This window comes from Variovorax ginsengisoli, assembly GCF_030811835.1.
Classification (GTDB): Bacteria; Pseudomonadota; Gammaproteobacteria; order Burkholderiales; family Burkholderiaceae_C; genus Variovorax; species Variovorax ginsengisoli_C.
On the sequence record NZ_JAUSRO010000010.1, the window covers coordinates 54,255 to 78,734 of the forward strand.

At 69.6% G+C, this 24,480-nt stretch carries 21 protein-coding genes; 17 read left to right on the forward strand and 4 right to left on the reverse strand.

Annotation, left to right across the window (positions count from 1 at the left end; genetic code table 11):
• Positions 1 to 73: 73 nt before the first annotated feature.
• From J2W36_RS16210 to J2W36_RS16270, 13 genes are all read left to right on the forward strand, one after another.
• Entirely contained in the window at positions 74 to 1,234 is a 1,161-nt protein-coding gene (locus J2W36_RS16210) for an acyl-CoA dehydrogenase family protein (protein ID WP_307690788.1), read from the forward strand.
• A gap of 52 nt (positions 1,235 to 1,286) precedes the next feature.
• The gene (locus tag J2W36_RS16215) at positions 1,287 to 2,081 is read left to right on the forward strand and encodes an enoyl-CoA hydratase (protein WP_307690789.1); all 795 of its coding nucleotides are present in this window, start codon (positions 1,287 to 1,289) and stop codon (positions 2,079 to 2,081) included.
• A 56-nt stretch (positions 2,082 to 2,137) separates the two neighbouring features.
• Positions 2,138 to 2,941: an enoyl-CoA hydratase/isomerase family protein gene (locus J2W36_RS16220; protein ID WP_307690790.1), complete on the forward strand. Its 804-nt coding sequence runs from the start codon at positions 2,138 to 2,140 to the stop codon at positions 2,939 to 2,941.
• Positions 2,942 to 2,980: 39 nt separating this feature from the next.
• On the forward strand, positions 2,981 to 4,189 hold the full coding sequence (locus J2W36_RS16225) for an acetyl-CoA C-acetyltransferase (RefSeq protein WP_307690791.1): 1,209 nt from the start codon (positions 2,981 to 2,983) through the stop codon (positions 4,187 to 4,189).
• A 47-nt stretch (positions 4,190 to 4,236) separates the two neighbouring features.
• Positions 4,237 to 6,363 carry a 3-hydroxyacyl-CoA dehydrogenase NAD-binding domain-containing protein gene (locus J2W36_RS16230; protein ID WP_307690792.1) on the forward strand — a complete coding sequence of 709 codons (2,127 nt, stop codon included), beginning with the start codon at positions 4,237 to 4,239 and terminating at the stop codon, positions 6,361 to 6,363.
• Between the two features lie 92 nt (positions 6,364 to 6,455).
• A complete protein-coding gene (locus tag J2W36_RS16235) occupies positions 6,456 to 7,628 on the forward strand; it encodes a CaiB/BaiF CoA transferase family protein (RefSeq protein ID WP_307690793.1) in 1,173 nt (390 codons plus the stop codon).
• A gap of 1 nt (position 7,629) precedes the next feature.
• Positions 7,630 to 8,187 (forward strand): DUF2889 domain-containing protein, encoded by a 558-nt coding sequence (locus J2W36_RS16240; protein ID WP_307690794.1) that lies wholly within the window; start codon positions 7,630 to 7,632, stop codon positions 8,185 to 8,187.
• Between the two features lie 7 nt (positions 8,188 to 8,194).
• A complete protein-coding gene (locus J2W36_RS16245; protein WP_307690795.1) occupies positions 8,195 to 9,238 on the forward strand; it encodes a DUF7064 domain-containing protein in 1,044 nt (347 codons plus the stop codon).
• A gap of 4 nt (positions 9,239 to 9,242) precedes the next feature.
• Positions 9,243 to 10,247 (forward strand): phosphotransferase family protein, encoded by a 1,005-nt coding sequence (locus tag J2W36_RS16250; RefSeq protein WP_307690796.1) that lies wholly within the window; start codon positions 9,243 to 9,245, stop codon positions 10,245 to 10,247.
• Complete coding sequence (locus tag J2W36_RS16255) at positions 10,244 to 10,618, forward strand: DUF6285 domain-containing protein (protein WP_307690797.1); 375 nt, start codon at positions 10,244 to 10,246, stop codon at positions 10,616 to 10,618. The genes J2W36_RS16250 and J2W36_RS16255 overlap by 4 nt, the downstream gene beginning before the upstream one ends.
• Positions 10,619 to 10,640: 22 nt before the next feature.
• Positions 10,641 to 11,594, forward strand: a complete 954-nt coding sequence (locus J2W36_RS16260; protein ID WP_307690798.1) for an NAD(P)H-dependent flavin oxidoreductase — start codon at positions 10,641 to 10,643, stop codon at positions 11,592 to 11,594.
• Positions 11,595 to 11,635: 41 nt separating this feature from the next.
• Positions 11,636 to 12,772, forward strand: coding sequence for an acyl-CoA dehydrogenase family protein (locus tag J2W36_RS16265; protein ID WP_307690799.1), 1,137 nt, complete (start codon positions 11,636 to 11,638; stop codon positions 12,770 to 12,772).
• Positions 12,773 to 12,813: 41 nt separating this feature from the next.
• Entirely contained in the window at positions 12,814 to 13,623 is an 810-nt protein-coding gene (locus J2W36_RS16270; protein ID WP_307690800.1) for an enoyl-CoA hydratase-related protein, read from the forward strand.
• Positions 13,624 to 13,626: 3 nt separating this feature from the next.
• Here J2W36_RS16270 and J2W36_RS16275 read toward each other — a convergent pair whose 3' ends face one another.
• The 4 genes from J2W36_RS16275 to J2W36_RS16290 all read right to left on the reverse strand — a co-directional run bounded on the left by J2W36_RS16275 (position 13,627) and on the right by J2W36_RS16290 (position 20,164).
• A complete protein-coding gene (locus tag J2W36_RS16275; RefSeq protein ID WP_307690801.1) occupies positions 13,627 to 15,189 on the reverse strand; it encodes an AMP-binding protein in 1,563 nt (520 codons plus the stop codon).
• Positions 15,176 to 16,657 carry a coniferyl aldehyde dehydrogenase gene (locus J2W36_RS16280; protein ID WP_307690802.1) on the reverse strand — a complete coding sequence of 494 codons (1,482 nt, stop codon included), beginning with the start codon at positions 16,655 to 16,657 and terminating at the stop codon, positions 15,176 to 15,178. The genes J2W36_RS16275 and J2W36_RS16280 overlap by 14 nt, the downstream gene beginning before the upstream one ends.
• Positions 16,658 to 16,662: 5 nt before the next feature.
• Positions 16,663 to 17,325, reverse strand: coding sequence for an OmpW/AlkL family protein (locus J2W36_RS16285; RefSeq protein ID WP_307690803.1), 663 nt, complete (start codon positions 17,323 to 17,325; stop codon positions 16,663 to 16,665).
• Positions 17,326 to 17,473: 148 nt separating this feature from the next.
• On the reverse strand, positions 17,474 to 20,164 hold the full coding sequence (locus J2W36_RS16290) for a winged helix-turn-helix domain-containing protein (RefSeq protein ID WP_307690804.1): 2,691 nt from the start codon (positions 20,162 to 20,164) through the stop codon (positions 17,474 to 17,476).
• Positions 20,165 to 20,392: 228 nt separating this feature from the next.
• Between J2W36_RS16290 and J2W36_RS16295 the strand changes: the two genes are divergently transcribed.
• The 4 genes from J2W36_RS16295 to J2W36_RS16310 all read left to right on the forward strand — a co-directional run bounded on the left by J2W36_RS16295 (position 20,393) and on the right by J2W36_RS16310 (position 24,452).
• Complete coding sequence (locus J2W36_RS16295) at positions 20,393 to 21,982, forward strand: GMC family oxidoreductase (protein WP_307690805.1); 1,590 nt, start codon at positions 20,393 to 20,395, stop codon at positions 21,980 to 21,982.
• A 50-nt stretch (positions 21,983 to 22,032) separates the two neighbouring features.
• Complete coding sequence (locus J2W36_RS16300; protein WP_307690806.1) at positions 22,033 to 22,944, forward strand: fatty acid desaturase; 912 nt, start codon at positions 22,033 to 22,035, stop codon at positions 22,942 to 22,944.
• Positions 22,941 to 23,105 (forward strand): rubredoxin, encoded by a 165-nt coding sequence (locus J2W36_RS16305; RefSeq protein WP_307690807.1) that lies wholly within the window; start codon positions 22,941 to 22,943, stop codon positions 23,103 to 23,105. Before J2W36_RS16300 ends, J2W36_RS16305 begins: the two co-directional genes overlap by 4 nt.
• Before the next feature lie 138 nt (positions 23,106 to 23,243).
• On the forward strand, positions 23,244 to 24,452 hold the full coding sequence (locus tag J2W36_RS16310) for an acetyl-CoA C-acetyltransferase (RefSeq protein WP_307690808.1): 1,209 nt from the start codon (positions 23,244 to 23,246) through the stop codon (positions 24,450 to 24,452).
• The last annotated feature ends 28 nt before the right edge of the window (positions 24,453 to 24,480 follow it).

Sequence of the window (24,480 nt, forward strand, 5' to 3'; positions counted from 1 at the left end):
CTGTACATCGACATGCTTGTAAATAGCCCGACGCGTCGGTCTATAATAAAACACCGAACATGAGGATGCACCGATGACTGAATTCGAATTCAACGAACCCGAGCTGCTCGACGACGACATGCGCATGGTGCGAGCGCAGGTGCGCCGCTATGTGGAGGAGGTCATCGTGCCGCAGGCCGACGCCTGGGAGCAGGCCGGCGAGATCCCGCGCAAGGCGTTCCGGGACTTCGGCGAGCTCGGCTTCCTGGGCATGCGCCACCCGGTGGAATACGGCGGCGGCGGCCTGGGCGCGATGAGCTCGGTGATCCTGGGCGAAGAGCTTTCCCGCTGCACCTTCGGCGGCGTGGCCAGCGCCTTCACCGTGCACAGCGACATGTCGATCGGCCACATTGCGCACCGCGGCACGCACGAGCAAAAGCAGCGCTACCTGCCGGCGGCCTGCGCCGGCGAGAAGATCGGCGCGGTCTGCGTGACCGAGGCGCATGCGGGTTCCGACGTGGCCGGCATCAAGACGCGCGCGGTGCGCACGGCCGAGGGCTGGCTGATCAACGGTTCCAAGACCTACATCACCAACGGCGTCTATGGCGACATCTACATCATCGCCGCCCGCACCGACCCGGCCGCCAAGGGCAGCCGCGGCATCTCGCTGTTCATCGTCGAGAAGGGCAATCCGGGCCTGAAGGTGGCGCGCAAGTTCGACAAGCACGGCTGGCGCGCGTCCGACACGGCCGAGCTGTTCCTCGACGAACTACAAGTGCCTGAAGACGCGTTGCTGGGCGAGGAGGGCAAGGGCTTCTACTACATCATGAGCACCTTCCAGAACGAGCGCCTGGTCGCCGGTGCGATGAGCGTGGGCCAGATGGCCAAGGGCATCGAGTTGACGCTCGACTACGTCAAGCAGCGGCAGGCCTTCGGCAAGTCGCTGTGGGAGCAGCCGGTGGTGCGCAACAAGCTGGCGTGGCTGGCATCGAAGACCTTTGCCTGCCGCACCATGGTCTATTCCTGTGCGCAGATGATCGACGAGGGCAAGGACATCGTGCGCGAAGTGTCGATGGTCAAGGCCTTCGTTTGCGAGAGCCTGCAGGAGGTGCTCCATGGCTGCCTGCAGCTGCATGGCGGCACCGGCTACATCACGGGCACGCCGATCGAGCGCATGGTGCGCGACGCGCGCATCCTGACCATCGGCGGCGGCGCCACAGAGGTCATGCTCGAGGAAGTCGCCAAGCGCATGTGAGTCGCGCCGGCCCCGCAGGACGCGTCGGCCGGCATCACCAGGAGTTTCGCTCATGGCCCGTTATCCGTTGCAGGGCGACAGCCTGCTGGTCGATGTCGAAGAAGGCATCGGCACAGTCACGCTGAACCGGCCCGCCCAGCACAATGCGCTGTCGCGCGAACTGCGCGACAACCTGCGGATCGCGCTGCGGGCCTTGCAGGACGACGACGAGGTCGGCGTGGTCATCCTCACCGGCGCGGGCGAAAAGTCCTTCTCGGTCGGCGCCGATCTGAAGGAGTTGCAGGTCGCGCCCATGGGCCCGGAGGAAATGGGCATCGCCTCGCCGATGATGCAGGCCTTCGCGGCCCTGACGAAGCCGACCATCGCCGCGATCAACGGCTATGCGATCACCGGCGGCTTCGAGCTGGCGGTCAACTGCGACATCCTCGTGGCCTCGACCCGCGCCCGGTTCGCCGACACGCATGCCCGCGTCGGCCTGGTGTCGGCGTGGGGTCTGTCGCAATACCTGCGCGCGCTGGTCGGCCCGGTGCGTGCGCGCTACCTGAGCTTCACCGGCAACTACCTGGACGCCGACACCGCCAAGGCCTGGGGCCTGGTGCTGGACGTGGTCGCGCCCGACGAGCTGCTGCCCTTGTGCCGCCGCATCGCAAAGGACATGCTGAGCTGCGACGCGGCGACCCTGCGCGACCTCAAGCGCGCGATCAACGCTGGCCTGCACGCGACGCTGGACGAAGGCCTGGTGCTCGAGGGCGAGTTGGCGCGTGCCTGTCTCTCGCGCTTCGACACGGGCAGCTTCGGCGCGCGCAGCGCGACGGTGATGCGGCGCGGCAAGGACCAGGCGGCTTGATCGATTCGTCGGATGCGACGATACCCGCCGCAGGCGCCGAAGCGACAGTGACGGTCATGACAGAAACAACGCCACAGACCGCTCCGCCGGCAGCGAAAGCCGTCATCCAGCTCGTCGCCGACGGCGCCGTCGCGACCCTCCTGCTGGACCTCGCGCAGCCGAAGAACAGCTTCCGTGCCTCCGACGTTGAGCGGCTCAGTGCGCTGCTCGACGAGGCGGTGCAGTCCGGCGCGCGGTGCCTGGTGATCCGCGGTGCGGGCACCGTCTTCTCGGCCGGTTGGGACATCGGCTCGATCGATCCAGCGGGCGATGACCCGATGGCCGTGATCGCCGGCGTGGTCGGCCCTTTCTGCCGCAAGCTGCGCGAACTGCCGGTGCCGACGATCGCGGCGGTGGCCGGCCCGGCGCTCGGCTTCGGGCTGGGGCTGGCGCTGTGCTGCGACCTCTGCGTGGCCGAAGAAGACGCGCTGTTCGGCAGCCCGTTCCGTCACATCGGCATGGTGCCGGACACCGGCGCCCACTACTTCTTCCTGAGCCGCCTGGGCCACGCCCTGGCGTCGGAGCTGATCTATACCGGCCGCATGGTGAGCGGCGAGGAGGCTATGCGCCTGCGGCTCATCAATCGCGCGGTCGCCAAGGGCAGCGTCGCGGCCGAGGCGCATGCGCTCGCGCAGAACATCGCTGGCGGGCCGACCGAGGCGTTCCGCCTGTCCAAGCAGATCCTGCTGGAGGGCGGCGACTTCGAGTCGATGGTTGCGCACGAAGGCCGCCAGCTTCGCAAGGTGTTCGCGACCGCCGACCTGCACGAGGGCATCGCCGCCTTCCAGCAGCGCCGCAAGCCCCATTTCACCGGCGCCTGATCGCGCTCCTTCCCCTCTCTTTTTCGAAGACTGACACCGATGACAGAAGCCTACATCCTCGACGCTGTGCGCACACCGCGCGGCCGTGGCCGCGCGAGCGGCAGCCTGCACGAAGTGGCACCCGTGCGCCTTGCCGCCGGCGTGCTGCAGGCGCTGCGCGACCGCAACAGGCTCGACACCTCCAAGGTCAACGACGTGATCCTCGGCTGCGCCGGGCCGGTGCTCGAGCAGGCCGCCGACATCGGCAAGGCGGCGGTGTTCGCCGCCGGCTACGACGAGGCCGTGCCGGGCATCCAGATCAACCGCTTCTGCGGCTCCGGCCTGGAGGCCTGCAACTTCGCGTCGGCGCTGGTCAAGGCCGGGCAGGCGGAGCTGGCGATCGGCGGTGGTGTGGAGAGCATGTCGCGGGTGCCGATGGCGGCCGCGGGCGGCCCGTGGATCACCGATCCGCAGATCACCATCGCCAACCGCATCGTGCCGCAGGGGGTGTCCGCCGACCTGATCGCCACGCTCTATGGCTACAGCCGCGAGGACGTCGACCGCTATGCGGTCGAGAGCCAGCGTCGCGCCGCCGCGGCCTGGGCCGAGGGCCATTTCGCGAAGTCGGTCGTGCCGGTGCGCGACGTCAACGGCCTGATGATCCTCGGCCACGACGAGCATGTGCGTGGTGACACCACGATGGCCTCGCTCGCGCAGCTCGAACCGTCCTTCGGCGTCCAGGGCGAGAAGATGGGCTTCGACGCGATGGCGCTGCACCGCTATCCGCAGCTCGGCGGCATCGAGCACGTGCACCATGCCGGCAATTCCTCGGGCGTGGTGGACGGCGCTTCCGCCGTGCTGATCGGCACCAGGGAAGCCGCTGCGCTGCAGGGCCTGCGGCCACGGGCGCGGGTGCTGTCCTTCGGCACCATCGGCTCGGAGCCGACCATCATGCTGACCGGCCCGGCACCTGCGGCCGAGGCGGCGCTCAAGCGCGCCGGCATGTCGGCCAAGGACATCGACCTGTTCGAGTGCAACGAGGCCTTCGCCGCGGTGGTGCTGCGCTTCATGGAGGCACTCGGCGTGCCGCACGACAAGGTGAACGTGAACGGCGGCGCCATCGCCATGGGCCACCCGCTGGGTGCGAGCGGCGGCATGCTGCTGGCGACCCTGCTCGACGAGCTCGAACGCCGCGACCTCTCCACTGGCCTGGTGACGATGTGCGTCGGCGGCGGCATGGGGTCGGTGATGGTCATCGAGCGCGTCTGAGCGTCGGGGCATGCAGCACTTCACAGAAATCGCAGGAGAAAAATTCGATGATTGATTACCAGATTGACGCCGACGGCATCGCCACGCTCACGTGGAACGTGGCCGACCGTCCCATGAACGTGCTGAACCTGGCCTCCATCGCCGCGTTCGACGAAGCCGTCCGCAAGGCCATCGCCGACCCGCAGGTCAAAGGCGTGATCGTCGCCTCGTCGCGCCCCGAGTTCGTGGCCGGCGGCGACCTCGATTTGATCCGTGGCATCCGCACGGCGGAAGAATCGATGGCGAGCTCCGGCCCGTTCAGCCGCACGCTGCGCCTGCTGGAGACCTCCGGCAAGCCCTTCGTGGCGGCCATCAACGGCACGGCGCTGGGGGGCGGCCTGGAGATCTGCCTGGCCTGCCATCGCCGCATCGCGGTGGACGATCCGAAGATCCAGCTCGGCGTGCCGGAAGTGTCGTTGGGCCTGCTGCCGGCTGCCGGCGGCACGCAGCGCCTGCCGCGCATGATCGGCATCAAGGCCGCGTTGCCCTACCTGCTGGAGGGCCGCAAGGTCGCCCCTGCGCAGGCGCTCGAGGCGGGCATCGTCGACGAACTGGTGCCTGCGGCGCAACTGCTTGCGCGTGCGAAGGCATGGCTGCGGGCCGATGGCGCAGCGGCCGTCGTCAAGCCGTGGGACGCCAAGGGCTTCCGGTTTCCGGGTGGCACGTCGCAGGACGTCGGCGCTGCGCAGATCTTCTTCGGCATCTCCGCGCAGCTGCTGGGCAAGACCCAGGCGCTCTATCCGGCGCCCGAGGCGATCCTGGCCTGCGTGTACGACGGCTGCCAGGTCGATATCGACACCGGCCTGAAGATCGAGCAGCGCCAGTTCGCGCGGCTGGCCACCTCGGCCCAGACCAAGAACATGATCCGCACGCTCTTCTATTCGATGGGCGATGCGAACCGGTTGGCTGATCGGCCCCAGGGTGCACCGACGCGCAAGTTCACCAAGGTGGGCGTGCTGGGCGCCGGCATGATGGGCGCGGGGCTGGCCCATGTCAGCGCGCAGGCCGGGCTGCAGGTCGTGCTGCTCGACACCACGATCGAGGCCGCCGAAAAGGGCAAGGCCTATGGCGCCAAGCTGCTCGACGCGATGGTGGCCAAGGGCCGCCTGCCGGCCGAGCGGCGCGACCAGGCACTGGCGCTGGTCACGCCGACCACCGACTACGCGGCGCTGGCCGGCTGCGAGATCGTCATCGAGGCGGTCTTCGAGAGCCGCGAGGTCAAGGCCGAGGTCACGCGCCGGGCCGAGGCGGCGATGGACCCCGATGCGATCTTCGCGTCGAACACCTCCACGCTGCCCATCACCGGGCTGGCCGAGGTGTCGGTGCGCCCGGCGCTCTTCGTCGGGCTGCACTTTTTCTCGCCGGTCGAGAAGATGCCGCTGGTCGAGGTGATCCGCGGGCAGAAGACCTCCGATGCCACGATTGGCCAGGCGATGGATTTCGTCAAGCGCATCCGCAAGACCCCGATCGTGGTGAACGACTGCCCGTCCTTCTACGCCAACCGCGCCTTCGCGATGCTGCCCTACGAGGCGATGACGATGCTGCGCGAGGGCGTCGAGCCGAACCTGATCGAGAACGCCGCACGCCTGGCCGGCATGCCGATGCCGCCACTGGCACTGATCGACGAGGTCTCGGTCGAGCTGCTCTACAAGGCGCTCAAGCAGGCGCGGCTGGACCAGGGCGACGCCTACCGCGAGCAGCCGCAGGACGCGGTCATGCACGCGATGGTCGAGGACTTCCAGCGCATCGGCCGCAAGGCGGGCAAGGGCTTCTACGACTATCCGGCGGATGGCCGCAAGCGTCTGTGGCCTGGCTTGGCCGAACACTACCCGCTGGCCGAGGTACAGCCGACGCTCGAGACGGTGCGCAACCGCCTGATGTACTCCCAGTCGCTCGAGGCCGCACGCTGCGTGGCGGAGGGCATCGTGAGCGTCAAGGACGCCGACGTCGGCTCGCTGCTCGGCTGGGGCTTTCCGGCGGTGCTCGGCGGTGCGATCAGCTACATCGACATGGTCGGCGCGGCCCGCTTCGTCGCGGAATGCGATGCGCTGGCCCAGGCGCATGGCGAGCGCTTCGCGGTGCCGGCTTCGCTGCGCGAGATGGCATCGACCCACCAGCGCTACCACGCGATCTGACATGAAACAGCCCCCACGCTCCCCCGCTTCGCGCGGTCCGCTGCCCCCCGAGGGGGCGCGTCAGTGCCTTCGGGCGGCCGGGCGCCACTGACATGGCCGGCCCCCTTCAAGGCGTCACCGTCATCGAACTGGCCGGCATCGGCCCCGGCCCCTTCGCCGGGATGATGCTGGCCGACATGGGCGCGCGGGTGATCCGCATCGACCGCATCCCGTCGCCGGGTGGTGGCAGCGCGCTCGAAGGCCTGATGCGCAACGACAGCATCGTGGACCGCGGCCGTGAATCGATCGCCGTGAACATGAAGGACCCGCGCGGCATCGAGATGGTGCTCGCGCTGGTCGAGCGCGCGGACATCCTGATCGAGGGCTTCCGGCCCGGCGTGACCGAGAAGCTCGGCCTGGGACCCGATGACTGTCATGCCCGCAACCCCCGGCTCGTCTATGGCCGCATGACCGGGTGGGGCCAGACCGGCCCGCTCGCGAACGCAGCCGGCCACGACCTGAACTACATCGCACTGTCCGGCGCCCTGCATGCGATGGGCCCGCAGGACCGGCCGCCCGCACCGCCGTTGAACCTCGTCGGCGACTACGGCGGCGGCGGCATGCTGCTCGCGCTCGGTGTGGTCGCAGCCCTGCTGGAGGCGCGCACATCGGGGCAAGGCCAGCTGGTCGATGCGGCCATGACCGACGGCGCTGCCGTGCTGATGGCGGCGCAGTACGGCCTCATGGCCAAGGGCCACTGGGGCGATGCGCGCGAGAGCAACTTCCTCGACGGTTCCGCGCACTTCTATGGCAACTACGAATGCGCCGACGGCCGCTTCGTCTCGATCGGCTCGATCGAGCCGCAGTTCTACCGGCAACTGCTTGAGAAGTGCGAGATCTCCGACCCGCATTTCCTGCAGCAATGGGAGCGCGGCGAATGGCCTGCGCTCAAGGCCAAGCTGGCGGCGCTGTTGCGCACGCGCAGCCGCGACGCGTGGTGCGCGCTGCTCGAAGGCAGCGACGTGTGCTTCGCGCCAGTGCTGGCCATGAGCGAGGCGCCGCAGCATCCGCACAACCGTGCCCGCGGCACCTTCGTCGCACCGGGCGGGGTGGTGCAGCCGGCGCCCGCGCCGCGCTTCGGCCGCACCCCGAGCGAGTTGCCGCCGCCGGCCCCGGTGATCGGGCGCGACAGCGTCGCGCTGCTGCGCTCGCTGGGCCTGTCGGATGGTGACATCGCGGCGCTGCGCGACGCTGGCGCCGTCTACGGCCCCGGCGGAGCCGCCTGAGATGTCGTCCGCTACATCGGGTCGACGCCCGGTGCACACGCGCCGCATCGTCTGCGAGGGCTTCGCGCGCGACGACGGGCTGTTCGACATCGAAGGCACGCTGACCGACACCAAGCCCTTCGCGTTGGCGCTGCCCGAGGGCTCGGTCGACGGCGGCCAGCCGATCCACCAGATGAAGGTGCGCCTGGGCATCGACCGCGACTTCGTCATCCGCGAGGCCGTGGCGCAGACGCTGCACGCGCCCTATGGCGTCTGCGGCGACATCGCCGACAGCTACCGTCAGCTTGTCGGCCTGCGCATCGAGCCCGGCTTCACGCAGGCCGTGAAGCGCCGCTTTCGCGGCATGCTCGGCTGCTCGCACATGACCGAGCTGCTGCCGCCGATGGCGACCACGGCCTTCCAGATCCTCTGGGCGCAGCCCGACGGGTTCGGCGGCGCCGACGCGCAGGGGAGCCCGCAGCGCAGCTCGCCGCTCGGTGGCTGCCATGCGCTGCGGCTCGATGGCGCCGTGGTGCGGCGGCACTTTGCGCACCTTCTTTCTTCCAACGCCACAGGCTAGCCAGCGCATGGACTATTCCGGCATTCATCGACCCGTGCGCGCGCTCGTGCCGGCGGACGACGGCGACCATCCGATCGAGGCGCATCCCTTCTTCAACGAGAGCCGCTACATCCACCTGGTCGACGGCGCCGCGGGCGTGGGTGGATGGTTCCGCATCGGCCGCCGCCCGAACCAGGGTTTCGCGGAGATGACCGTGTGCCTCTACCTGCCCGACGGGCAGGTCGGCTTCATGCATGCCAAGCCGTCCATGGCGGCCGGCGACGGCCTGGCGGCGGCGGGACTGTCCTTTCAGATCGATGCGGCCTTCCAGCGCATGCGGGTGCGCTATGCGGGCCCGCTGTGCCTGATGCCCGATGGGCGCGCGATGGAGGACCCGAAGGCCGCATTCAAGACCCATCCGCGCGTGAACTGCACCATTGCCCTCCAGCTCACGGCCGTCGCACCCGCGCACGGGGGTGAGCTGCTCGAGGCCGATGGTCGCCCGTACGACGAGGGCGAGGGCCGCTACTTCGCGCGCGCGCACTACGACCAGTCGCTGCGTGGCAGCGGGTTGATCACGGTCGATGGGCGCTGCCATGCGGTCAACGGGTTCGGGCTGCGCGACCACTCGTGGGGGCCACGCATCTGGCAGTCGATCCCCTGGTATCGCTGGTTTCCCTGCACCTTCGACGAGGGCTTCTCGATCTGCCTGATCATGGTTCGCAAGGCGGATGGCGAGCATGTCGAGACCGGTTTCGTGCACGAGGACGGCGAGATGCTGCACGTCCACGACATCGCGCTCGAGACCGACTACGACGCGCAGCACTACCCGACGGGCTTTCGTCTGCGCTGCAGCGACGAGCGCGGGCGCATCTATGCGATCACAGGCGAAACGCTCAATGCCGTGCCTTGCCGGCATGTGCGCTCGCTGGCCGACGGCGCGACGGACACCACGCGCATCATGGAATCCATGACCCGCTACACCTGCAACGGCAAGGTCGGCTACGGCTTGGCGGAGTACATGGACCATGTGGCGGACGGCGTGTTCGAAGGCGTCCGGGCCGGGTACTGAACGCATGGATGCCGGTTCCGTCGCCGCCCGCCTGTGGCCCCTCGTCGCGCGCTGGGTGCCGGGCGCCACCGGGGTGGGCGACGTCAAGGCGCTCGCTGGCGGCGCCAGCCAGGCGATCTGGTCCTTCGATGCGCTCACGCCCGAAGGCGCCATGCCGCTGGTGCTGCGCTGCGCCCAGCAATGGAGCGCCGAAGGGCAGGCGGGCAGCGTCGACATGACGACCGAGGCGCAGCTGCTGCGCCTGGCGGCCGACGGCGGTGTGCCGGTCCCGGTGGTGCGCGGCGTGCTGGCGCCGGCGGACAGCCTGGGTGAAGGCTTCGCCATGGACCGCGTCGCGGGCGAGGCGGACGGCCGCACGATCCTGCGCGACCCGGCCTTCGCGACCGTCCGGCCGACGCTGGCCGCGACGTGCGGCCGCCTGATGGCGCGCATTCACCGGATGCCATCGGACCGGCTGCCGCCACTGCGCTTCGGGCAGGCGGCGGACGAGTGCCGCGCCTGGGCGGCGCGGCATCGGGCCAACGGCTCGGCGCGGCCGGTGTTCGAATGGGCGCTGCGATGGCTGGCCGGCCATCTGCCACAGAAAGTGGCCGCGCCCACGCTGGTCCACGGGGACTTCCGCAATGGCAACCTCATCGTCGGACCCGAAGGCGTGCGCGCGGTGCTCGATTGGGAGCTGGCGCATCGCGGCGATCCGATGGAGGACCTCGGCTGGTTCTGCGTGAATGCCTGGCGCTTCGGTCACATCGACCAGCCCGCCGGCGGCTTCGGTTCGCGCGCTGAGCTGTTCGCCGGCTACGAAGCCGAAAGCGGCCTGTCGGTCGACCCGGCACGCGTGCACTTCTGGGAAGTCTTCGGCAACTTCAAGTGGGGCGTGGTCTGCGACAGCATGGGCCTGGCCTTCATCCGCGGCACCGATCGCAGCCTGGCACGCGCGGCCGTGGGACGACGCGCCTCCGAGGCCGAGATCGACCTGCTGCACCTGCTCGACCCCGGGCACCGACCATGACCGATTCGCCCACTGCCGTCGAATTGCTGGACGCCGTCGTGCTCTTCCTGCGCGAGCAGGTGAAGCCACCGCTGGAGGCCGCCAGCGCGCGCGATGCACGCATCGCAGCCAGCCTGCTGCAGATGGTGCGGCGCGAACTGGCCCGTCCGGCAGGCGACGAGACGGAAGAAATCGCGCGTCTTCAGTCGCTGCTGGGGAGCCGGGAGTGCGACCTCGCCACGCTGAACCGGTTGCTGTGCACGCGGATCGCCGAGGGCGGCATCGACGTCACCAATCCCGCGCTGAGCGCGCACCTGTGGACGGTGACCGCCGCCAAGCTGGCGATCGACCAGCCCGCGCAGTCGACGTACGTGCGTGTCTTCAAACGCTAGTCTTCATTCACAAGGACGTTCCGTGCCTCTCCCATCCTCTTTCCTCGGGCGCTTCAGCGTGCCCGTCATCGCCGCCCCCATGTTCCTGATTTCCGGGCCGGAACTGGTCATCGCCTGTTGCCGGGCGGGTGTTGCCGGCACCTTCCCGGCGCTGAACACGCGCACGACCGAGGAGTTCGGCGCCTGGCTGTCGGAGATCGGCTCGGCGCTGGCACCCGCGGCCGAGGAAGCGCCCGCGCCCTACGGCGTCAACCTGATCCTGCACCCGTCCAACACCCGGCTGGACGCGGACCTCGCGGTTCTGGTCGCGCATCGCGTGCCCTTCGTCATCACCAGCCTGGGCCATCCCGGCCAGGTGATCGAGGCCGTGCACGGCTATGGCGGCGTGGTGTTCAGCGACGCGATCCACGCCAAGCATGCGCGCAAGGCCATCGATGCGGACGTGGACGGGCTCATCGCCGTGGGCAGCGGCGCTGGCGGCCACGCGGGCACCCAGAGCCTGTTCAGCCTGGCGCGCGAACTGCGCAGCTTCTGGGACGGCCCGCTGGTGCTCGGCGGCGCCATCAGCGACGGGCAGGGCGTGCGTGCGGCCGAGGTGCTGGGCGCCGACCTGGCCTACCTCGGCAGCCGCTTCATCGCGACGCAGGAATGCCGCGCGGTGCCCGCCTTCAAGCAGATGGTGCTCGACGCATCGGCAGCCGACATCGTCTACACGGACCTGGTCTCCGGCACGCACGCCAACATGCTGTTGAAGAGCCTGCAGCAGGCCTATGGTGCCGACTGGCAGCGCGAGGCCGGTCAGCGGCGCGCCGACGGCCCCAAGGCCTGGCGCGACGTGTGGAGCGCGGGGCACGGCGTGGCCACCATCGGCGACGTGCCGTCGGCCGCGGCGTTGATTGCCCGGCTGCGCACCGAATACCTTGCGGCTTCAGCCCTGCCCCTGGCGGCGGCGCTGAGAACACCGCAGGCGGCCTGATGCCCGCCCGAACCACTTCATCCACTTCGAGAGACAACCCAATGTACCCACGCGATCTGTTTGGTCCCGAGCATGTGCAGTTCCGCGACACCGTGGCGCGCTTCATGGAACACGAAGTCGCCCCGAACCTGGAGCGTTGGGAGTCGCAAGGCGGCTTCGAACGCAGCCTGTTCGATCGCGCCGGCGCGGCCGGGCTGCTGTGCCCGACCGTCCCGGAGGCCTACGGCGGACCGGGGGCCGACCTGCTCTACACCGCGGCGCTGCTGGAGGAGGCGGCGCCCTACAGCAACATGGGCCTGTCGTTCGCGATGCACTCGGACATCGTCACCAACTACGTGCTGCACTACGGCAGCGAAGCGCTCAAGCAGGCCTACCTGCCGAAGATGGTGGCCGGCGAGATCGTCGGCGCCCTGGCCATGACCGAGCCCAGCGGCGGCTCCGACGTGAAGGCTGTGCGCACGACCGCGGTGCGTGACGGCGAGCATTTCGTGGTGTCGGGTTCCAAGACCTTCATCTCCAACGCCAGCGTCTGCGACATGGTGATCGTCGTTGCCAAGACCGACCCGCAGGCCGGCGCCAAGGGCGTGAGCCTGCTGGTGGTCGATGCAGCCTCGCCGGGGCTGACCAAGGGTGCGCCGCTCAAGAAGATGGGCCTCAAGTCGCAGGACACCGGCGAGCTGTTCTTCGACCAGGTGCGCGTGCCGGTCGGCAATCTGCTGGGCGAGGAGAACAAGGGCTTCGCCTACCTGATGCGCGAGCTGCCCTGGGAGCGTCTGCAGATCGCGATCTCGGCCATCGCCGCGGCGGAGGCGGCCTATGGTTGGACGCTGGCCTACGTGCGCGAGCGCAAGGCCTTCGGCCAGGCGGTGATCGACTTCCAGACCGCGCGTTTCACGCTGGCTGAACTCAAGACCGAGCTGCGCATCGGCCGCGTCTTCGTCGATCGTTGCATGCAGCTTCTGCTGCGCGGCGAACTCGATGCGCAGATGGCGTCGATGGCCAAGTACTGGACCACCGACCTGCAGGGCAAGGTAGTCGACGCCTGCGTTCAGCTCCACGGCGGCTACGGCTTCATGGCCGAATACCCGATCGCCAAGGCCTACGTCGACGCGCGCGCGCAGCGCATCTATGGCGGCACCAACGAGATCATGAAAGAGCTGATCGCGCGCGAGCTGTGAACCGGATCGCGGGCGGGAGGAACCTTGAACAGGGAGCAGGCATGACGGAATCATGGGTGCAGTTCGACATCGACGGACAGGTGGCGACCCTGACGCTCAACGACCCAGGGCGCATGAACCCCTTGGGCGAGCCGCTGGTGCGTGCGTGCCTCGACGCCTTGCGCCAAGTGCGTGACGACCATCGCATCCGGGCCCTCGTCCTCACCGGCCGGGGCCGCGCCTTCAGCGCTGGCGCCGACCTACCGGCGCTGGCTGCACCGCGGCCTGCCGGCGCGCCGTCCCTCGGTGCCGAGGTGGCTGCGCTGATGACCGAAGGCGGCAACCGGCTGGTCGAGCAGTTGCGCGCGCTTCCGGTGCCGGTCGTTTGCGCCCTCCAGGGCGCGGCGGTCGGAGGCGGCGCGGGCCTGGCGCTGGCGGGCGACATTGTGGTGGCGGCGCGGTCGAGCTATTTCTACCTGCCGTTCATTCCCGCGCTCGGTATCGTGCCGGACATGGGCAGCAGCTGGTTCCTGCCGCGCGCGGCCGGCCGTGCCCGCGCCATGGGCCTGGCCTTGCTGGGGGATCGGGTCAGTGCCGAGCAGGCCGCGCAATGGGGGTTGATCTGGGCGTGCGTCGACGACGACCAACTGCCCGCCGAGGCTGCCCGGCTGGCGGACCAACTGGCCGCGTTGCCGGCGCATGCGATCCAGGAGGCGCGCGCGCTGTTCGACGCCTCGGCCGGCCACACGCTGGCGCAGCAACTGGACTATGAGCGGGACCGGCAGCGCGAGCTCATCGATGGACCCTGTTTCGCCGAAGGCGTGCAGGCCTTCCTGCACAAGCGCAGGCCCGTGTTCCCGCCACGGGCCTGACGTCTACACGGTCGCCGCCGGCGCGGTGCGCCACTGTTCCTTGACGACCCGGCGCAGCAGCTTGCCGGTCGGGGTGCGTGGCAGGATGCCGAACTCGACGCGCCGCGGGCACTTGAAGTGGGCGATCCGGGTGCGGCAGAAGTCGATGAGTTCCTGCGCCAGCGCCGTGGAGGGCGCCACCCCGTCGCGCAGCTCCACCACGGCCAGCACGTCCTCGCCGAACTCGGCGCTCGGCGCACCCACCACCGCCGCGTCGTGCACGGCCGGATGGCCCATCAGCGCTTCCTCGGTCTCGCGCGGATAGATGTTGACGCCCCCGGAGATGATCAGGTCGGTGCGCCGGTCGGCCAGGTAGACGAAGCCATCCTCATCGATGTGGCCGAAATCGCCCAGCGTGCTCCAGCCCTGCTTGCTGAACGCGCGCTGCGTCTTCTGCGGATCGTTGTGGTACTCGAAGCGCGGGGTTCCGCTGAAGTAGAGCGCGCCGATCTCGCCGGCGGGAAGTTCGTCCTCCGCTTCGTCGAGGACGCGCACCTGGCCGAACAGGGCACGGCCCACGGTGCCCGGGTGGCTCATCCAGTCCTGCGGTCCCGCGGCGCACAGTCCGTTGTTCTCGCTGCCAGCGTAGTACTCGTGGACGATCGGCCCGAACCAGTCGAGCATGCGCTGCTTCACCTCGATCGGGCAGGGCGCCGCGGCGTGCACCACCATGCGCAGGCTCGCCAGGTCGTGGCGGCGGCGTTCGGCCTCGGGCAGTTCGAGCAGGCGCACGAACATGGTGGGAACGAACTGCGCATGGGTGACGTGGTGCTGCGCGATCGCTGTCAGCGCCTCCGCGGGCTTGAACTTGGGCATGACCACGACCTCGCCGCCGTAGCGCAAGGCGGCCATGGCCCAGGACAGCGGCGCGGCATGGTAGAGCGGCGCCAGCGACAGCAGCACGGCGCCGGCATCGATGCCGTGCAGCCGGGCGGCCAGCTGATCACCCATGCCAGGCGAGCCCCAGGGCGCGGCTGCGGCGGGGCGCTTGATGCCCTTGGGCCGCCCGGTCGTGCCGGAGGAATAGAACATGGGCTGGCCTTCGATCTCGTCGAGCGTGGCGCCGTCGCTGGCGGGGTCGTCGAGGATGGCGTCCAGGCTGTCGAAGCCACCCTGCGCCGCGCCGCCGACCAGGCGGATGCTCAGCTGCGGCAGGCGATGCGCAAACGTGGCGGCGACTTCGAGTTCGGTCGGCGAGACGATCAGGGCCTTGGCACCGCAGTCTTTGACGATGTAGGCGACCTCGTCGGGCGCCAGATGCCAGTTCACAGGCGTGAAGTAGAGGCCGCAGCGCTGCGCGGCCCAGCAGACGCTGAAGTAGTCGACGTTGTTGCGCATCAGCACCGCGATGTGGTCGCCGCGCCCCAGGCCCTGGCGGCGCAGATGCACCGCCAGGCGGCGCGATCGCCGGTCGAGGGCGGCGTAGTCCAGGCGGGCGCTGCCGTCGGCCATGACCACGGCGGTGCGGTTGGGGCGGGCGGCGGCGTGCAGGCCGATGTGCAGCGGTTGGAAGTCAGGCGTGGTCATGGTGGGACGAAGAGGCAAGAGGGTGGAGGGGTGTGGCGGCGGGGCGCGGCGGGCGCCCCAGGTAGAGGGCGAGGCTCAGGCGCTGCACCCAGCCGCCATAGGGCGGGTGGAAAAGCCGCACGGGGAACAGGCGCCGTTCCTGGAACACCGGCTTGGCATGCGACAGCGCCTGGAAGCCTTCCAGGCCGTGGTAGCTGCCCATGCCCGAGGGGCCGATGCCGCCGAACGGCAGGTCGTTTTGGAACACATGCCAGCCCCAGTCGTTGATCGTCATGCCACCGGCATGCGTGTGGCGCCGCAGGCGTGTCGATTCGTCACGGTCATGGCCGAAGTAGTACATGGCCAGCGGACGTGGCGCTTCATGCAGATGGGCCAGCACCTCGTCGAACGATTCGTAAGGCAGCACGGGGAGGATGGGCCCGAACAGCTCTTCGCGTGCGATGCGCATGGACGGCTTGACGTTCAGGACGATGTGCAAAGGGATACGCCGACCGGGTCGCAGGTCGCCGCAGGCGATCACCTGCGCGCCCTGGTCGGCGGCGTCGGCCAGCAGCGCATGCAGGCGTTCGGCATGGCGCGCGCTCACGATGCAGGTGTAGTCTTCGTCGTGGGCCGCGCCCTGGGGGTGCATGGCGCCGAACGCCTGCTGCACGTGCTCGACGAAGGCCTGCATCTGCTCGGCCGGGACCAGCGCGTAGTCGGGTGCGATGCAGATCTGGCCGGCGTTGAAGCTCTTGCCATGCGCCAGCTTGGCCGCCGCATCCTGCAGGCTGGCCGTGCGCGACACGATGGCGGGCGACTTGCCGCCCAGCTCGAGGGTGACGGGCACCAGGTTGTCGGCCGCGGCGCGCATCACCTCGCGGCCGACCGCGGTCGATCCGGTGAAGACCAGGTGGTCGAAGGGCAGGGCCGAGAAGGCCTGCGCCACCGGCACCGGCCCATCGACGACACACACCTCGCTTTCGTCGAACACCTCGGCCAGCAGGCGGCGCACCGCTTGCGTGGTGGCGGGCGTGAACTCCGACATCTTGATCATCGCGCGGTTGCCTGCGGCGATGGCCGTGATCAGCGGGCCGATGGAGAGGTAGCACGGGAAGTTCCACGGCGCGATCACGCCGACCACGCCCTTGGGCTGGTATTCGACCCACGCCTTGTTGATGCGGAACAGCAGCTCGGTACGCCGGCGCTGCGGCTTCATCCATCGGCGCAGGCGGTGCACCGCATGGTCGATTTCCAGCACCAGTCCGAGCACGTCGGCCAGCTTGGACTCGGTGGTCGAGCGTCCGCCGAAGTCCGTCGACATGGCGTCGCACAGCAGATCCTGATGGCGCCGCAGGCCATCGCGCAGCGCCCGCAGCTGGGCCAGGCGTGTGGCCAGCGTGGGGTCGGGCTGCGCGGTGAAGGCGGCGCGCATGCGCGCGAGCTGCTGCTGCAGCTGCTCGGCGGTGGGGTGGTCCAGGGCATGCATCGTGCTCAGAAGCGATAGCCGACACCGACCACGTAGATGGACGGGTCGAGCTTGACGCGCGCCGTGCCGGGCACATTGCCGAATGCGGGGACCGTGCCGCGTGCCGTGGTCTTGACGAACACCTTGCGCGCGTCGAGGAACAGGCTCCACTGCGGCGACAGCGGAATGTCGATGCCGGCCTGCAGCACCGAGCCCCAGGCGTTGTCGGCCTTCAGTCCCGCGATGTCGCCGTCATACGTCTTCATGACCCAGACATAGCTGATGCCTGCACCGACATAGGGACGCACCGGCCCCAGGTTGCCCAGGTCGTAGGTGGCCGTCAGCATCAGAGGGGCATAGCGGATCTTGCCCAGGGTGCCGGTGGGGGCAGCCGGCAGCGTGCCAGCGTTCGTCAGCGTGGTGGTGGGCGGGGTGCCGAGGGCGGTTCGCAAGGTCCAGTCCGGCGTCAGTGCATAGCCGATCTCGAGCGCAGCCGCCGTGTTGTTCTTGATGTGGATATCCCCGCCCGGAAAGACGGAGCCCGTGGGGAGCTCCACGGTGCTGCGCGTGTCGAACCGGATGGCGGCGACACCGGCGCGGACCGACCAGGGCGAGGTTTGCGCGAGCGCAGGAAGTGCCGCGCTGGACAGGGCCAGCAGCAGGGCCGCGCGTGAAGGGCTGAGGTGCATGTTGTCTCCGAGCTGTGCTCTTGTGTTGATCTCGGAGTGATCTTCAGCGGGGCCGGCGGCGCCCCTGCCCTTCGAAAGTATGGTGGTGCGCTAGGGAAAACCCACGCGATGCGCGACCTTGCCGCAGCCCTGACCGCACGGCCTGGCCTCACACGATGGCGCCGATCGCGCGCGCCCGTGTGACCGCGGCGATCCGCGTCTTCACGCCGAGCTTGGCGTAGCAGTTGTACAGATGCCATTTCACGGTCGGCACCGACAGGCCCGCGCGGTCCGCGATCTGCTGGTTGTCCAGCCCGAGGCCCAGCAGCTCGATGAGCTGCAGCTCGCGCGTGGTCAGGTGTTCGACTGCGGGCGCGTCGGCATTCGCCGGGGGAGCGTCCTGCCCGCAATGGCGCAGCCGCTCGAGCAGCTGCAGCTCGTCGGGCTGCGTGAAGCCGAAGTCCTTGTTGCGCGCGCGCTGGAGGATGGCACCGATGGCGTTTGCATGTTCGATGAACGGCCACAGCAGCCGCCGTGTCGCCGCGAGCGCGATGGCCAGCGCGAGCTGGCGCACGGCGCGCGGCTGCTCGCCGGCCCGAACATGGAGGCTCGCGGACAGCAGGTGCCACTCCAGCAGATCGCGCAGCCGGCCCGCGGCCCGGGCCTGCCGGACCTGCACGGCGATCTCGTCCTGCATGTGGGCCGAACGGCCGCTCGTGGCCATCAGCTCGATGCGTGCCATATGGAACTGGCCGTCGTCCCAGGGCGGTGCCGGTTCGGCCGGGGACTGTGACGCATCCAGCAGGCCGGTGGTGCGCGCCAGCTCGCGCGCGGCATCGCGCAGTTCCAGCCGCAGCAGGCGACGCACGCGAAAGGCATCGAGCAGGCACTGCAGGCGCGGCGGGTAGTTCCGTGCGACCGCATCGAGTCTGCTTGCTTGTTCGGCGTCGTCCGCCTGGCCCAGGGCCACGCAGACCGACAGGCCCGGTGCCACGCAATCGGTCACGCCATAGCGCCCGGCCGAGACCAGGCCGCGCAGCGCAGCGGCGCGCGCTTCCTCTGTGCGGCCCAGGTCCAGCAGGGCGCGTGAATGCACAAGGTCGAGCGTGTGGATCAGGTCCGAGTCCGTTTCCAGCGCCTGGCTGAAGGCGAGGCGTGCGGCCGTCAGCCGGCGTTCGGCGTCGAGCGGTTCGCCTCGGGCGATCAGGATGCAGCTGGCGACCGTTTCGACCAAGGTGCGGCCATATGGGCTCTCGGTGCGCGAGATTGCGCCTTCGGCTAGCAGGATGCGGCGCCAGGCCACGACCGGTGCGCCGCGTGCGAGCTCTACAACGCCGACGGCGCCATGGGCGATGCAGGTGCCGTAGGCATCGCGGCCGTTGTCCTGCGCCAGCCAGTCGTCGGCGTCGATCACGCACTGCGCCATGGCATCGGTGTGCGCGAGAGCGACCGCGCGCTGCAGGCGCAGCCGCTGCTGCATGGCGATGTCGACCGGACAGGTTTCGCCCGTCTGGCCTTGCTGGCTCAGCGCATCGAGCGCCCGCAGCGCACGCTCGGATTGCCGGGTGAAGCACAGCGACCAGATGTGCCAGGCCTGGGCCTCGTGCGATGGCGCAAAGCCGGCGGCACTGAGCACTTCGACCCACCGCACGAACTGCACCAGCAGGCCCTGGTCGGCCACGACGCGCTGGGCGATCGTGTCCAGCCAGGCGCGTGCCATCGGCATCGCACCGGCCTCGATCGCCAGGTCGATGGCATGCGTCATGTCGCCATGGTCGGCATGCCAGCGCGCGGCGTGCTGCAACACGTCCTGGCGCCGCGCCGTGGTGATCGAGGCTTCGCCCGTGCCGAGCAGGTACTGGCGCAGCAGCGTGTGCAATCGCCACCAGCGCCGGTTGCGGTCGAGCGGAAAGAGCAGCACGTTGCGCGAGCGCAGCAGCTCGATCCATTGCGCCGCCTGCTCGCACCCGGTGGCTTGCCGGGCCAACGGCGCGGAGAACTCCCGGAGCAACGCGATCTCACGCAGGAAGGTCACCACCTCGGGTTCGAAGCCGGTCAGCACGCGTTGCGCAAGGACGTCCGCGATGTCGACGTCCTCGCCCGAGAACTGCGCCAGCGCGCCCCGCAGGCTGCCTTGCTGTTGCGACAGGACGGCCAGCAGGCGGAGCGCGGCGGGCCAGCCTTCGGTGCGTTCCTGGCTGCGCGCGATCAGTTCTGCGCTGGTCTCCAGCGAGGCCTGCTCGAACAGCTGCGCGCTGCACTGGCCGTCGAACATCAGATGCTCGACCTGCAGGTGCACCGCGTTGAGTTCCATCTTGGCGCGTGCCAGGTCCAGCGGCAGGTCGTGCACGCTGGAGAAAACGCAGCGCAGCAGCCGGGTGCCGTCGAACACCAGCGGCCCGAGCAATTCGCCCAGGCGTTCGTCGGTGCAATGGTGCAGGTTATCGATAAACAGGGCCAGAGGCTCCTGCAGGCCCAGCAGCCGCTGGTGCAGGGCGGTCAACCCGTCGGCGTGCTGGAGGGCGGGTGGTGCGTCGCCGCATGCACCCGGGCCCAGCGCCTGGTCGATGGCTTGATCGATCAGGCGCACGAGTTGGTGCAGTTCGCGGTCGCGGTCGTCGAGCGTGATCCAGGCGCATCGTGTGCCGCGTTGCAGGTGGCGTTCGTACAGCCCGGTCATGAGGACCGTCTTGCCGTAGCCCGGCGGCGCGCAGAGCAAGGCCAGCCGGGGGAGTGTGGCGGCGCGCGCGAGGCCCGCAGCCGCCGGCGGGATGATGGCCTCGAACTCGCACAGCGGGGGATGGAACTTGTTCCACGGCAAGGCGCCGGTGGGCAAAGCGTGGCCTGAATGCTCAGTCATCGCTGGTCTCCTTGTTGTTCTGTCTCGGGGCGGACCCCGCAGAGAGCCTACCTGCGCACGAGGCGCGCAGGCCCATCGGAAGTATGGGTTTGGCGAGGACTTTCCCGGAGTGGCCGAGGGACGCACGGCCCCTCTGCGTGTTTTCCCTTGTCCCGACTTTCGTACTGGGCGCGGGGCCGAGCGGCTGCATACGCTGACCAGCTACCAAAACGCAGATGGATATACAGCGTGCAACACTTCGACTACATCGTGATCGGCGGCGGCTCGGGCGGCGCGACCCTGGCGTCGCGCCTGAGCGAGGACGCCCGCCACCGCGTCCTGCTGCTCGAAGCCGGGGGCGAAGGCAACACATGGATGCACCGCATACCGCTGGGTATCTCGGCCCTGGTGCCGCGGGCTAACGCGCACAACTGGGGCTTCGAGTCCGTGCCCCAGCCCGGCCTGGGTGGGCGGCGCAGCTACGCACCACGCGGTCGCGGCCTCGGCGGCTCTTCGGCCATCAACGCCATGGTCTATGTGCGCGGCCATCGCAACGACTACGACCGTTGGGCCGCGCAAGGCAACGCGGGCTGGAGCTACGAGGACGTGCTGCCGTTCTTCCGGCTGAGCGAGCGCAACGAGACCTTCGGCGCGCCCTTCCATGGACAGGACGGGCCGCTGGCCGTGTCGGAGCAGCGCAGCGACAACCCGTTCACGCGGCACTTCATCGACGCGGCGCAGCAGGCCGGTCACCGCTTCAACCCCGACCCCAACGGTGCCGAGCAGGAAGGCGTGTGCCGCTTCCAGCTCAACCAGCGCGACGGTGAGCGCTGCTCGGCGGCGCGCGCGTTCCTCGACCCGTACCGCGGCGCGCGTGCCAACCTGGAGGTACGGACCCAGGCGCACGCCACGCGCGTGCTCGTCGAGCAGGGCCGTGCGGTCGGCGTCGAATACCGGCGCGATGGCGTGCTGCACACCGTGCGGGCCCGGCGCGAGGTGGTGCTGGCCGCGGGCGTGTTCCAGTCGCCTCAGTTGCTGATGCTCTCGGGCATCGGTGACGGCGAGGCACTCGGGCGCTGGGGCATCGCCGTGCAGCACCACCTGCCGGGCGTCGGCCGCAACCTGCAGGACCACGTCGACCATGTGATCGTGCGGCGCTGCGACAGCCCCGATCTGGTGGGGTTCTCTGCGCGCGGGCTGTGGCGCATGGCGGGCCACTGGCGCCGCTGGCGTGGCGCGCGGCGCGGCATGTTCGCGACCAATGCCGCGGAGGCCGGCGCTTTCCTGAAGACCCGGCCGGAGCTGCCCGAGCCCGATGTGCAGCTGCATTTCGTGGTGGCGATGCTCGAGGCGCACGGTCGCAAGCTGAGGCTCGGCCACGGCCTGTCGGTGCACACCTGCTGCCTGCGGCCGAAGTCGCGCGGCACGGTCGAGCTGGCCAGCGCCGATCCGCTGGCCGCGCCGCGCATCGACCCTTGCTTCCTCGACCATCCGGACGACCTCGAGACCCTGCTGGCGGGCCACCGTGAGGTCGAACGGATCCTCGCGCAGCCAGCGCTGGCCTGTCATGGCCTGCGGCCGTTGGACCGGCGCATGCCGCGCAGCGACGACGAGGTGCGCGCGGCCATCCGGGCCGGCGCCGACACCATCTACCACCCCGTGGGCACCTGCTGCATGGGCCACGACGACCAGGCCGTCGTCGATGCGCAACTGCGCGTGCATGGCGTGCCAGGCCTGCGTGTCGTGGACGCTTCGGTGATCCCGGATGCGATCGGCGGCAACACCCACGCCTGCACCGTCATGGTGGCCGAGCGCGCTGCGGCGCTGATGCGCTGCTGACAACGACTTCCCATCGCTTCCTCTTCCAACGACTCATCAGGAGACTTCCCATGGCCACTGCCCTTCACCCCGACGCCATGCCGCTGGCCGTCCCCCCGGACAAGGCGGCGCGTCTGCGCGCCCTGACGCTTCCGCCGCTGCTCGCATGGCCGACGCTCTGGATGTGGACGATCGCCGTCGTCGGCATCGCAACGAGCGATATCCTGGCGCTGAGCGGCGTGCTCCCCCTCGGCGTGGCCAGCGTCCTCAACGTGCTGTTCATGTACCCGTTGTTCGGCGTGATCCACGATGCGACGCACCGCGCCATCTCCTCCAACGCCCGGCTCAACGACTGGATCGGCCGCATCGGGCTGCTGATGATTGCGCCGCACGGCACCCTGGGCATGTTCCGCTGGGCGCACATGCAGCACCACCGCCACACCAATGGCGCGAAAGATCCCGACGAATGGATCCATGGCCGCTGGTGGACCCTGCCGCTGCGCTGGATGAGCTTTGACCTGGGCTACCTGATCTTCATCCCGCGCAAGGGCGATGCCATCGCCAGGCGCCAGCTGCGCACCACCTTCGGCGCGCTGGCCATGCTGCTGGCCGTCATCGGCGTGCTGGTGTGGATGGGGTACGGCATGCAGGTGCTGCTGCTGTGGCTGATTCCGGCGCGCGTGACCATGATGCTGTTCGGCTGCGTGTTCTTCTGGCTGCCGCACGTCAAGCACGATGTCTCGTCGGAACAGAACCTGACCCTGGCGACCTCGATGCGCCTGGGCAGCGAGCGTTGGCTGGGGCCGCTGCTGCAGTTCCACAACTACCACCTGCTGCACCACCTCTATCCCTCGGCGCCGCCCTACAACCATCCGCTCATCTGGGCCCTGATCGAGCCGGAGCTGCGCCAGCGCGACCTGGCCGTGCAGTACGGCCTGGCGATCCGGCCGGTGGTGGTGCCGGGCCGCAGGAGCGCGGCATGAGCCGATGGCGCTGCGGCTTCTGCAGCCACGTGTACGACGAAGCGCTGGGCGACCCCGACGCCGGCGTGGCGCCCGGCACCTGCTGGGCCGACGTGCCGGAGGACTGGTGCTGCCCGGAGTGCGGCGCCACCAAGGCCGACTACACGCAAGACCCCGACTAGGACCCGTCCGATTCGTCGGTTACGCCGATGCCCCGCGCCGCTGGCGTGGGCAGACTGGCGCCAGCAAAGACAGGCACGGCATCCCGCATCCCGAGACTCTTCGGGAGGCTCACCACATGAAGAACGGACAACAGACCCATGGACACCGCATACATCTATGACCACCTGCGCACGCCGCGCGGAAGAGGGCGCGGCGACGGCGCCCTGCATGAAATCACGCCGGTGCAGCTGGCGGCCCAGGTGCTCGCCGCCCTGCGCGAGCGGCATGCACTCGACACCGCGCTGGTCGACGACGTGATCCTGGGTTGCACCAACGCCTACAGCGAGCAGGGCGCCGACATCGCACGGCTGGCCGCGCTGGTGGCCGGCTACGGGCAGCATGTGCCGGGCATCCAGATCGACCGCTTCTGTGGCTCGGGCCTGGACGCGGTGAACCTCGCCGCAGCGCAGGTCGCGGCCGGCCAGGCCGATGCCATCGTCGCCGGTGGCGTGGAGTCCATGTCGCGCGTGGCGCCGCTCTCCGGGGGCGGCGCCTGGATCAGCGATCCGCAGGTGATCTGGCAGTCGTACTTCACGCCGACGGGCGTGTCGGCCGACCTGCTGGCCACGCTCGACGGCTACACGCGTGAGCAGCTCGATGCCTATGGCCTGGAGAGCCAGCGCCGCTGCGCGGTCGCCGTGGCCGAAGGGCGCTTCGACCGGGCCCTGGTGCCGGTGCGCGACGTGATCGGCGAGGTCGTGCTGGCACGCGACGAATACCCGCGTGCGGAAGCCACGCTGGCCAGCCTGGCGGCGCTCAAGCCGGCCTTCGACGCCGTCGGCGAGCAGGGCGGCTTCGACGCGGTGGCGCTGCAACGCTATCCGCAGCTCGAAGCGGTGCGGCATCTGCACACGGCCGGCACCTCCAGCGGCGTGGTCGACGGCGCCTCCGCCGTGCTGGTCGGTTCGGCCGAATTCGGCCGCCAGGCCGGCCTGCGACCGCGTGCCCGGGTGCGCGCCTGTGCCGCCATCGGCAGTGAGCCCACCCTGATGCTCGACGGCCCGGCCACGGCGACGGAAAAGGTGCTGCGTCGCGCCGGCATGACCATCGGCGACATCGACCTGTTCGAAGTCAACGAGGCTTTCGCCGCGGTGGTGCTGCGCTACATGCGCGCCACGGGCGCACCGCACGACCGTGTCAACGTCAACGGCGGCGCGATCGCCCTTGGCCATCCATTGGGTGCCACGGGCGCGATGCTGGTGGGCACCGTGCTCGACGAGCTGGAACGGCGCGACCTGCGCACCGGCCTGATCACCCTGTGCGCGGCGGCCGGCCAGGCCACCGCCACCCTCATCGAGCGCGTCTGAAATGCGCGAACCGACATCCGCCCGGAAC

What these genes read in the sequence shown, in the direction of transcription:
- J2W36_RS16210 (WP_307690788.1), top strand. Translation starts at nt 74, where the DNA reads ATGACTGAATTCGAATTCAACGAACCCGAGCTGCTCGACGACGACATG.
- J2W36_RS16215 (WP_307690789.1), top strand. Translation starts at nt 1,287, where the DNA reads ATGGCCCGTTATCCGTTGCAGGGCGACAGCCTGCTGGTCGATGTCGAA.
- J2W36_RS16220 (WP_307690790.1), top strand. Translation starts at nt 2,138, where the DNA reads ATGACAGAAACAACGCCACAGACCGCTCCGCCGGCAGCGAAAGCCGTC.
- J2W36_RS16225 (WP_307690791.1), top strand. Translation starts at nt 2,981, where the DNA reads ATGACAGAAGCCTACATCCTCGACGCTGTGCGCACACCGCGCGGCCGT.
- J2W36_RS16230 (WP_307690792.1), top strand. Translation starts at nt 4,237, where the DNA reads ATGATTGATTACCAGATTGACGCCGACGGCATCGCCACGCTCACGTGG.
- J2W36_RS16235 (WP_307690793.1), top strand. Translation starts at nt 6,456, where the DNA reads ATGGCCGGCCCCCTTCAAGGCGTCACCGTCATCGAACTGGCCGGCATC.
- J2W36_RS16240 (WP_307690794.1), top strand. Translation starts at nt 7,630, where the DNA reads ATGTCGTCCGCTACATCGGGTCGACGCCCGGTGCACACGCGCCGCATC.
- J2W36_RS16245 (WP_307690795.1), top strand. Translation starts at nt 8,195, where the DNA reads ATGGACTATTCCGGCATTCATCGACCCGTGCGCGCGCTCGTGCCGGCG.
- J2W36_RS16250 (WP_307690796.1), top strand. Translation starts at nt 9,243, where the DNA reads ATGGATGCCGGTTCCGTCGCCGCCCGCCTGTGGCCCCTCGTCGCGCGC.
- J2W36_RS16255 (WP_307690797.1), top strand. Translation starts at nt 10,244, where the DNA reads ATGACCGATTCGCCCACTGCCGTCGAATTGCTGGACGCCGTCGTGCTC.
- J2W36_RS16265 (WP_307690799.1), top strand. Translation starts at nt 11,636, where the DNA reads ATGTACCCACGCGATCTGTTTGGTCCCGAGCATGTGCAGTTCCGCGAC.
- J2W36_RS16270 (WP_307690800.1), top strand. Translation starts at nt 12,814, where the DNA reads ATGACGGAATCATGGGTGCAGTTCGACATCGACGGACAGGTGGCGACC.
- J2W36_RS16275 (WP_307690801.1), bottom strand. Translation starts at nt 15,189, where the DNA reads ATGACCACGCCTGACTTCCAACCGCTGCACATCGGCCTGCACGCCGCC.
- J2W36_RS16280 (WP_307690802.1), bottom strand. Translation starts at nt 16,657, where the DNA reads ATGCATGCCCTGGACCACCCCACCGCCGAGCAGCTGCAGCAGCAGCTC.
- J2W36_RS16285 (WP_307690803.1), bottom strand. Translation starts at nt 17,325, where the DNA reads ATGCACCTCAGCCCTTCACGCGCGGCCCTGCTGCTGGCCCTGTCCAGC.
- J2W36_RS16290 (WP_307690804.1), bottom strand. Translation starts at nt 20,164, where the DNA reads ATGACTGAGCATTCAGGCCACGCTTTGCCCACCGGCGCCTTGCCGTGG.
- J2W36_RS16300 (WP_307690806.1), top strand. Translation starts at nt 22,033, where the DNA reads ATGGCCACTGCCCTTCACCCCGACGCCATGCCGCTGGCCGTCCCCCCG.
- J2W36_RS16305 (WP_307690807.1), top strand. Translation starts at nt 22,941, where the DNA reads ATGAGCCGATGGCGCTGCGGCTTCTGCAGCCACGTGTACGACGAAGCG.
- J2W36_RS16310 (WP_307690808.1), top strand. Translation starts at nt 23,244, where the DNA reads ATGGACACCGCATACATCTATGACCACCTGCGCACGCCGCGCGGAAGA.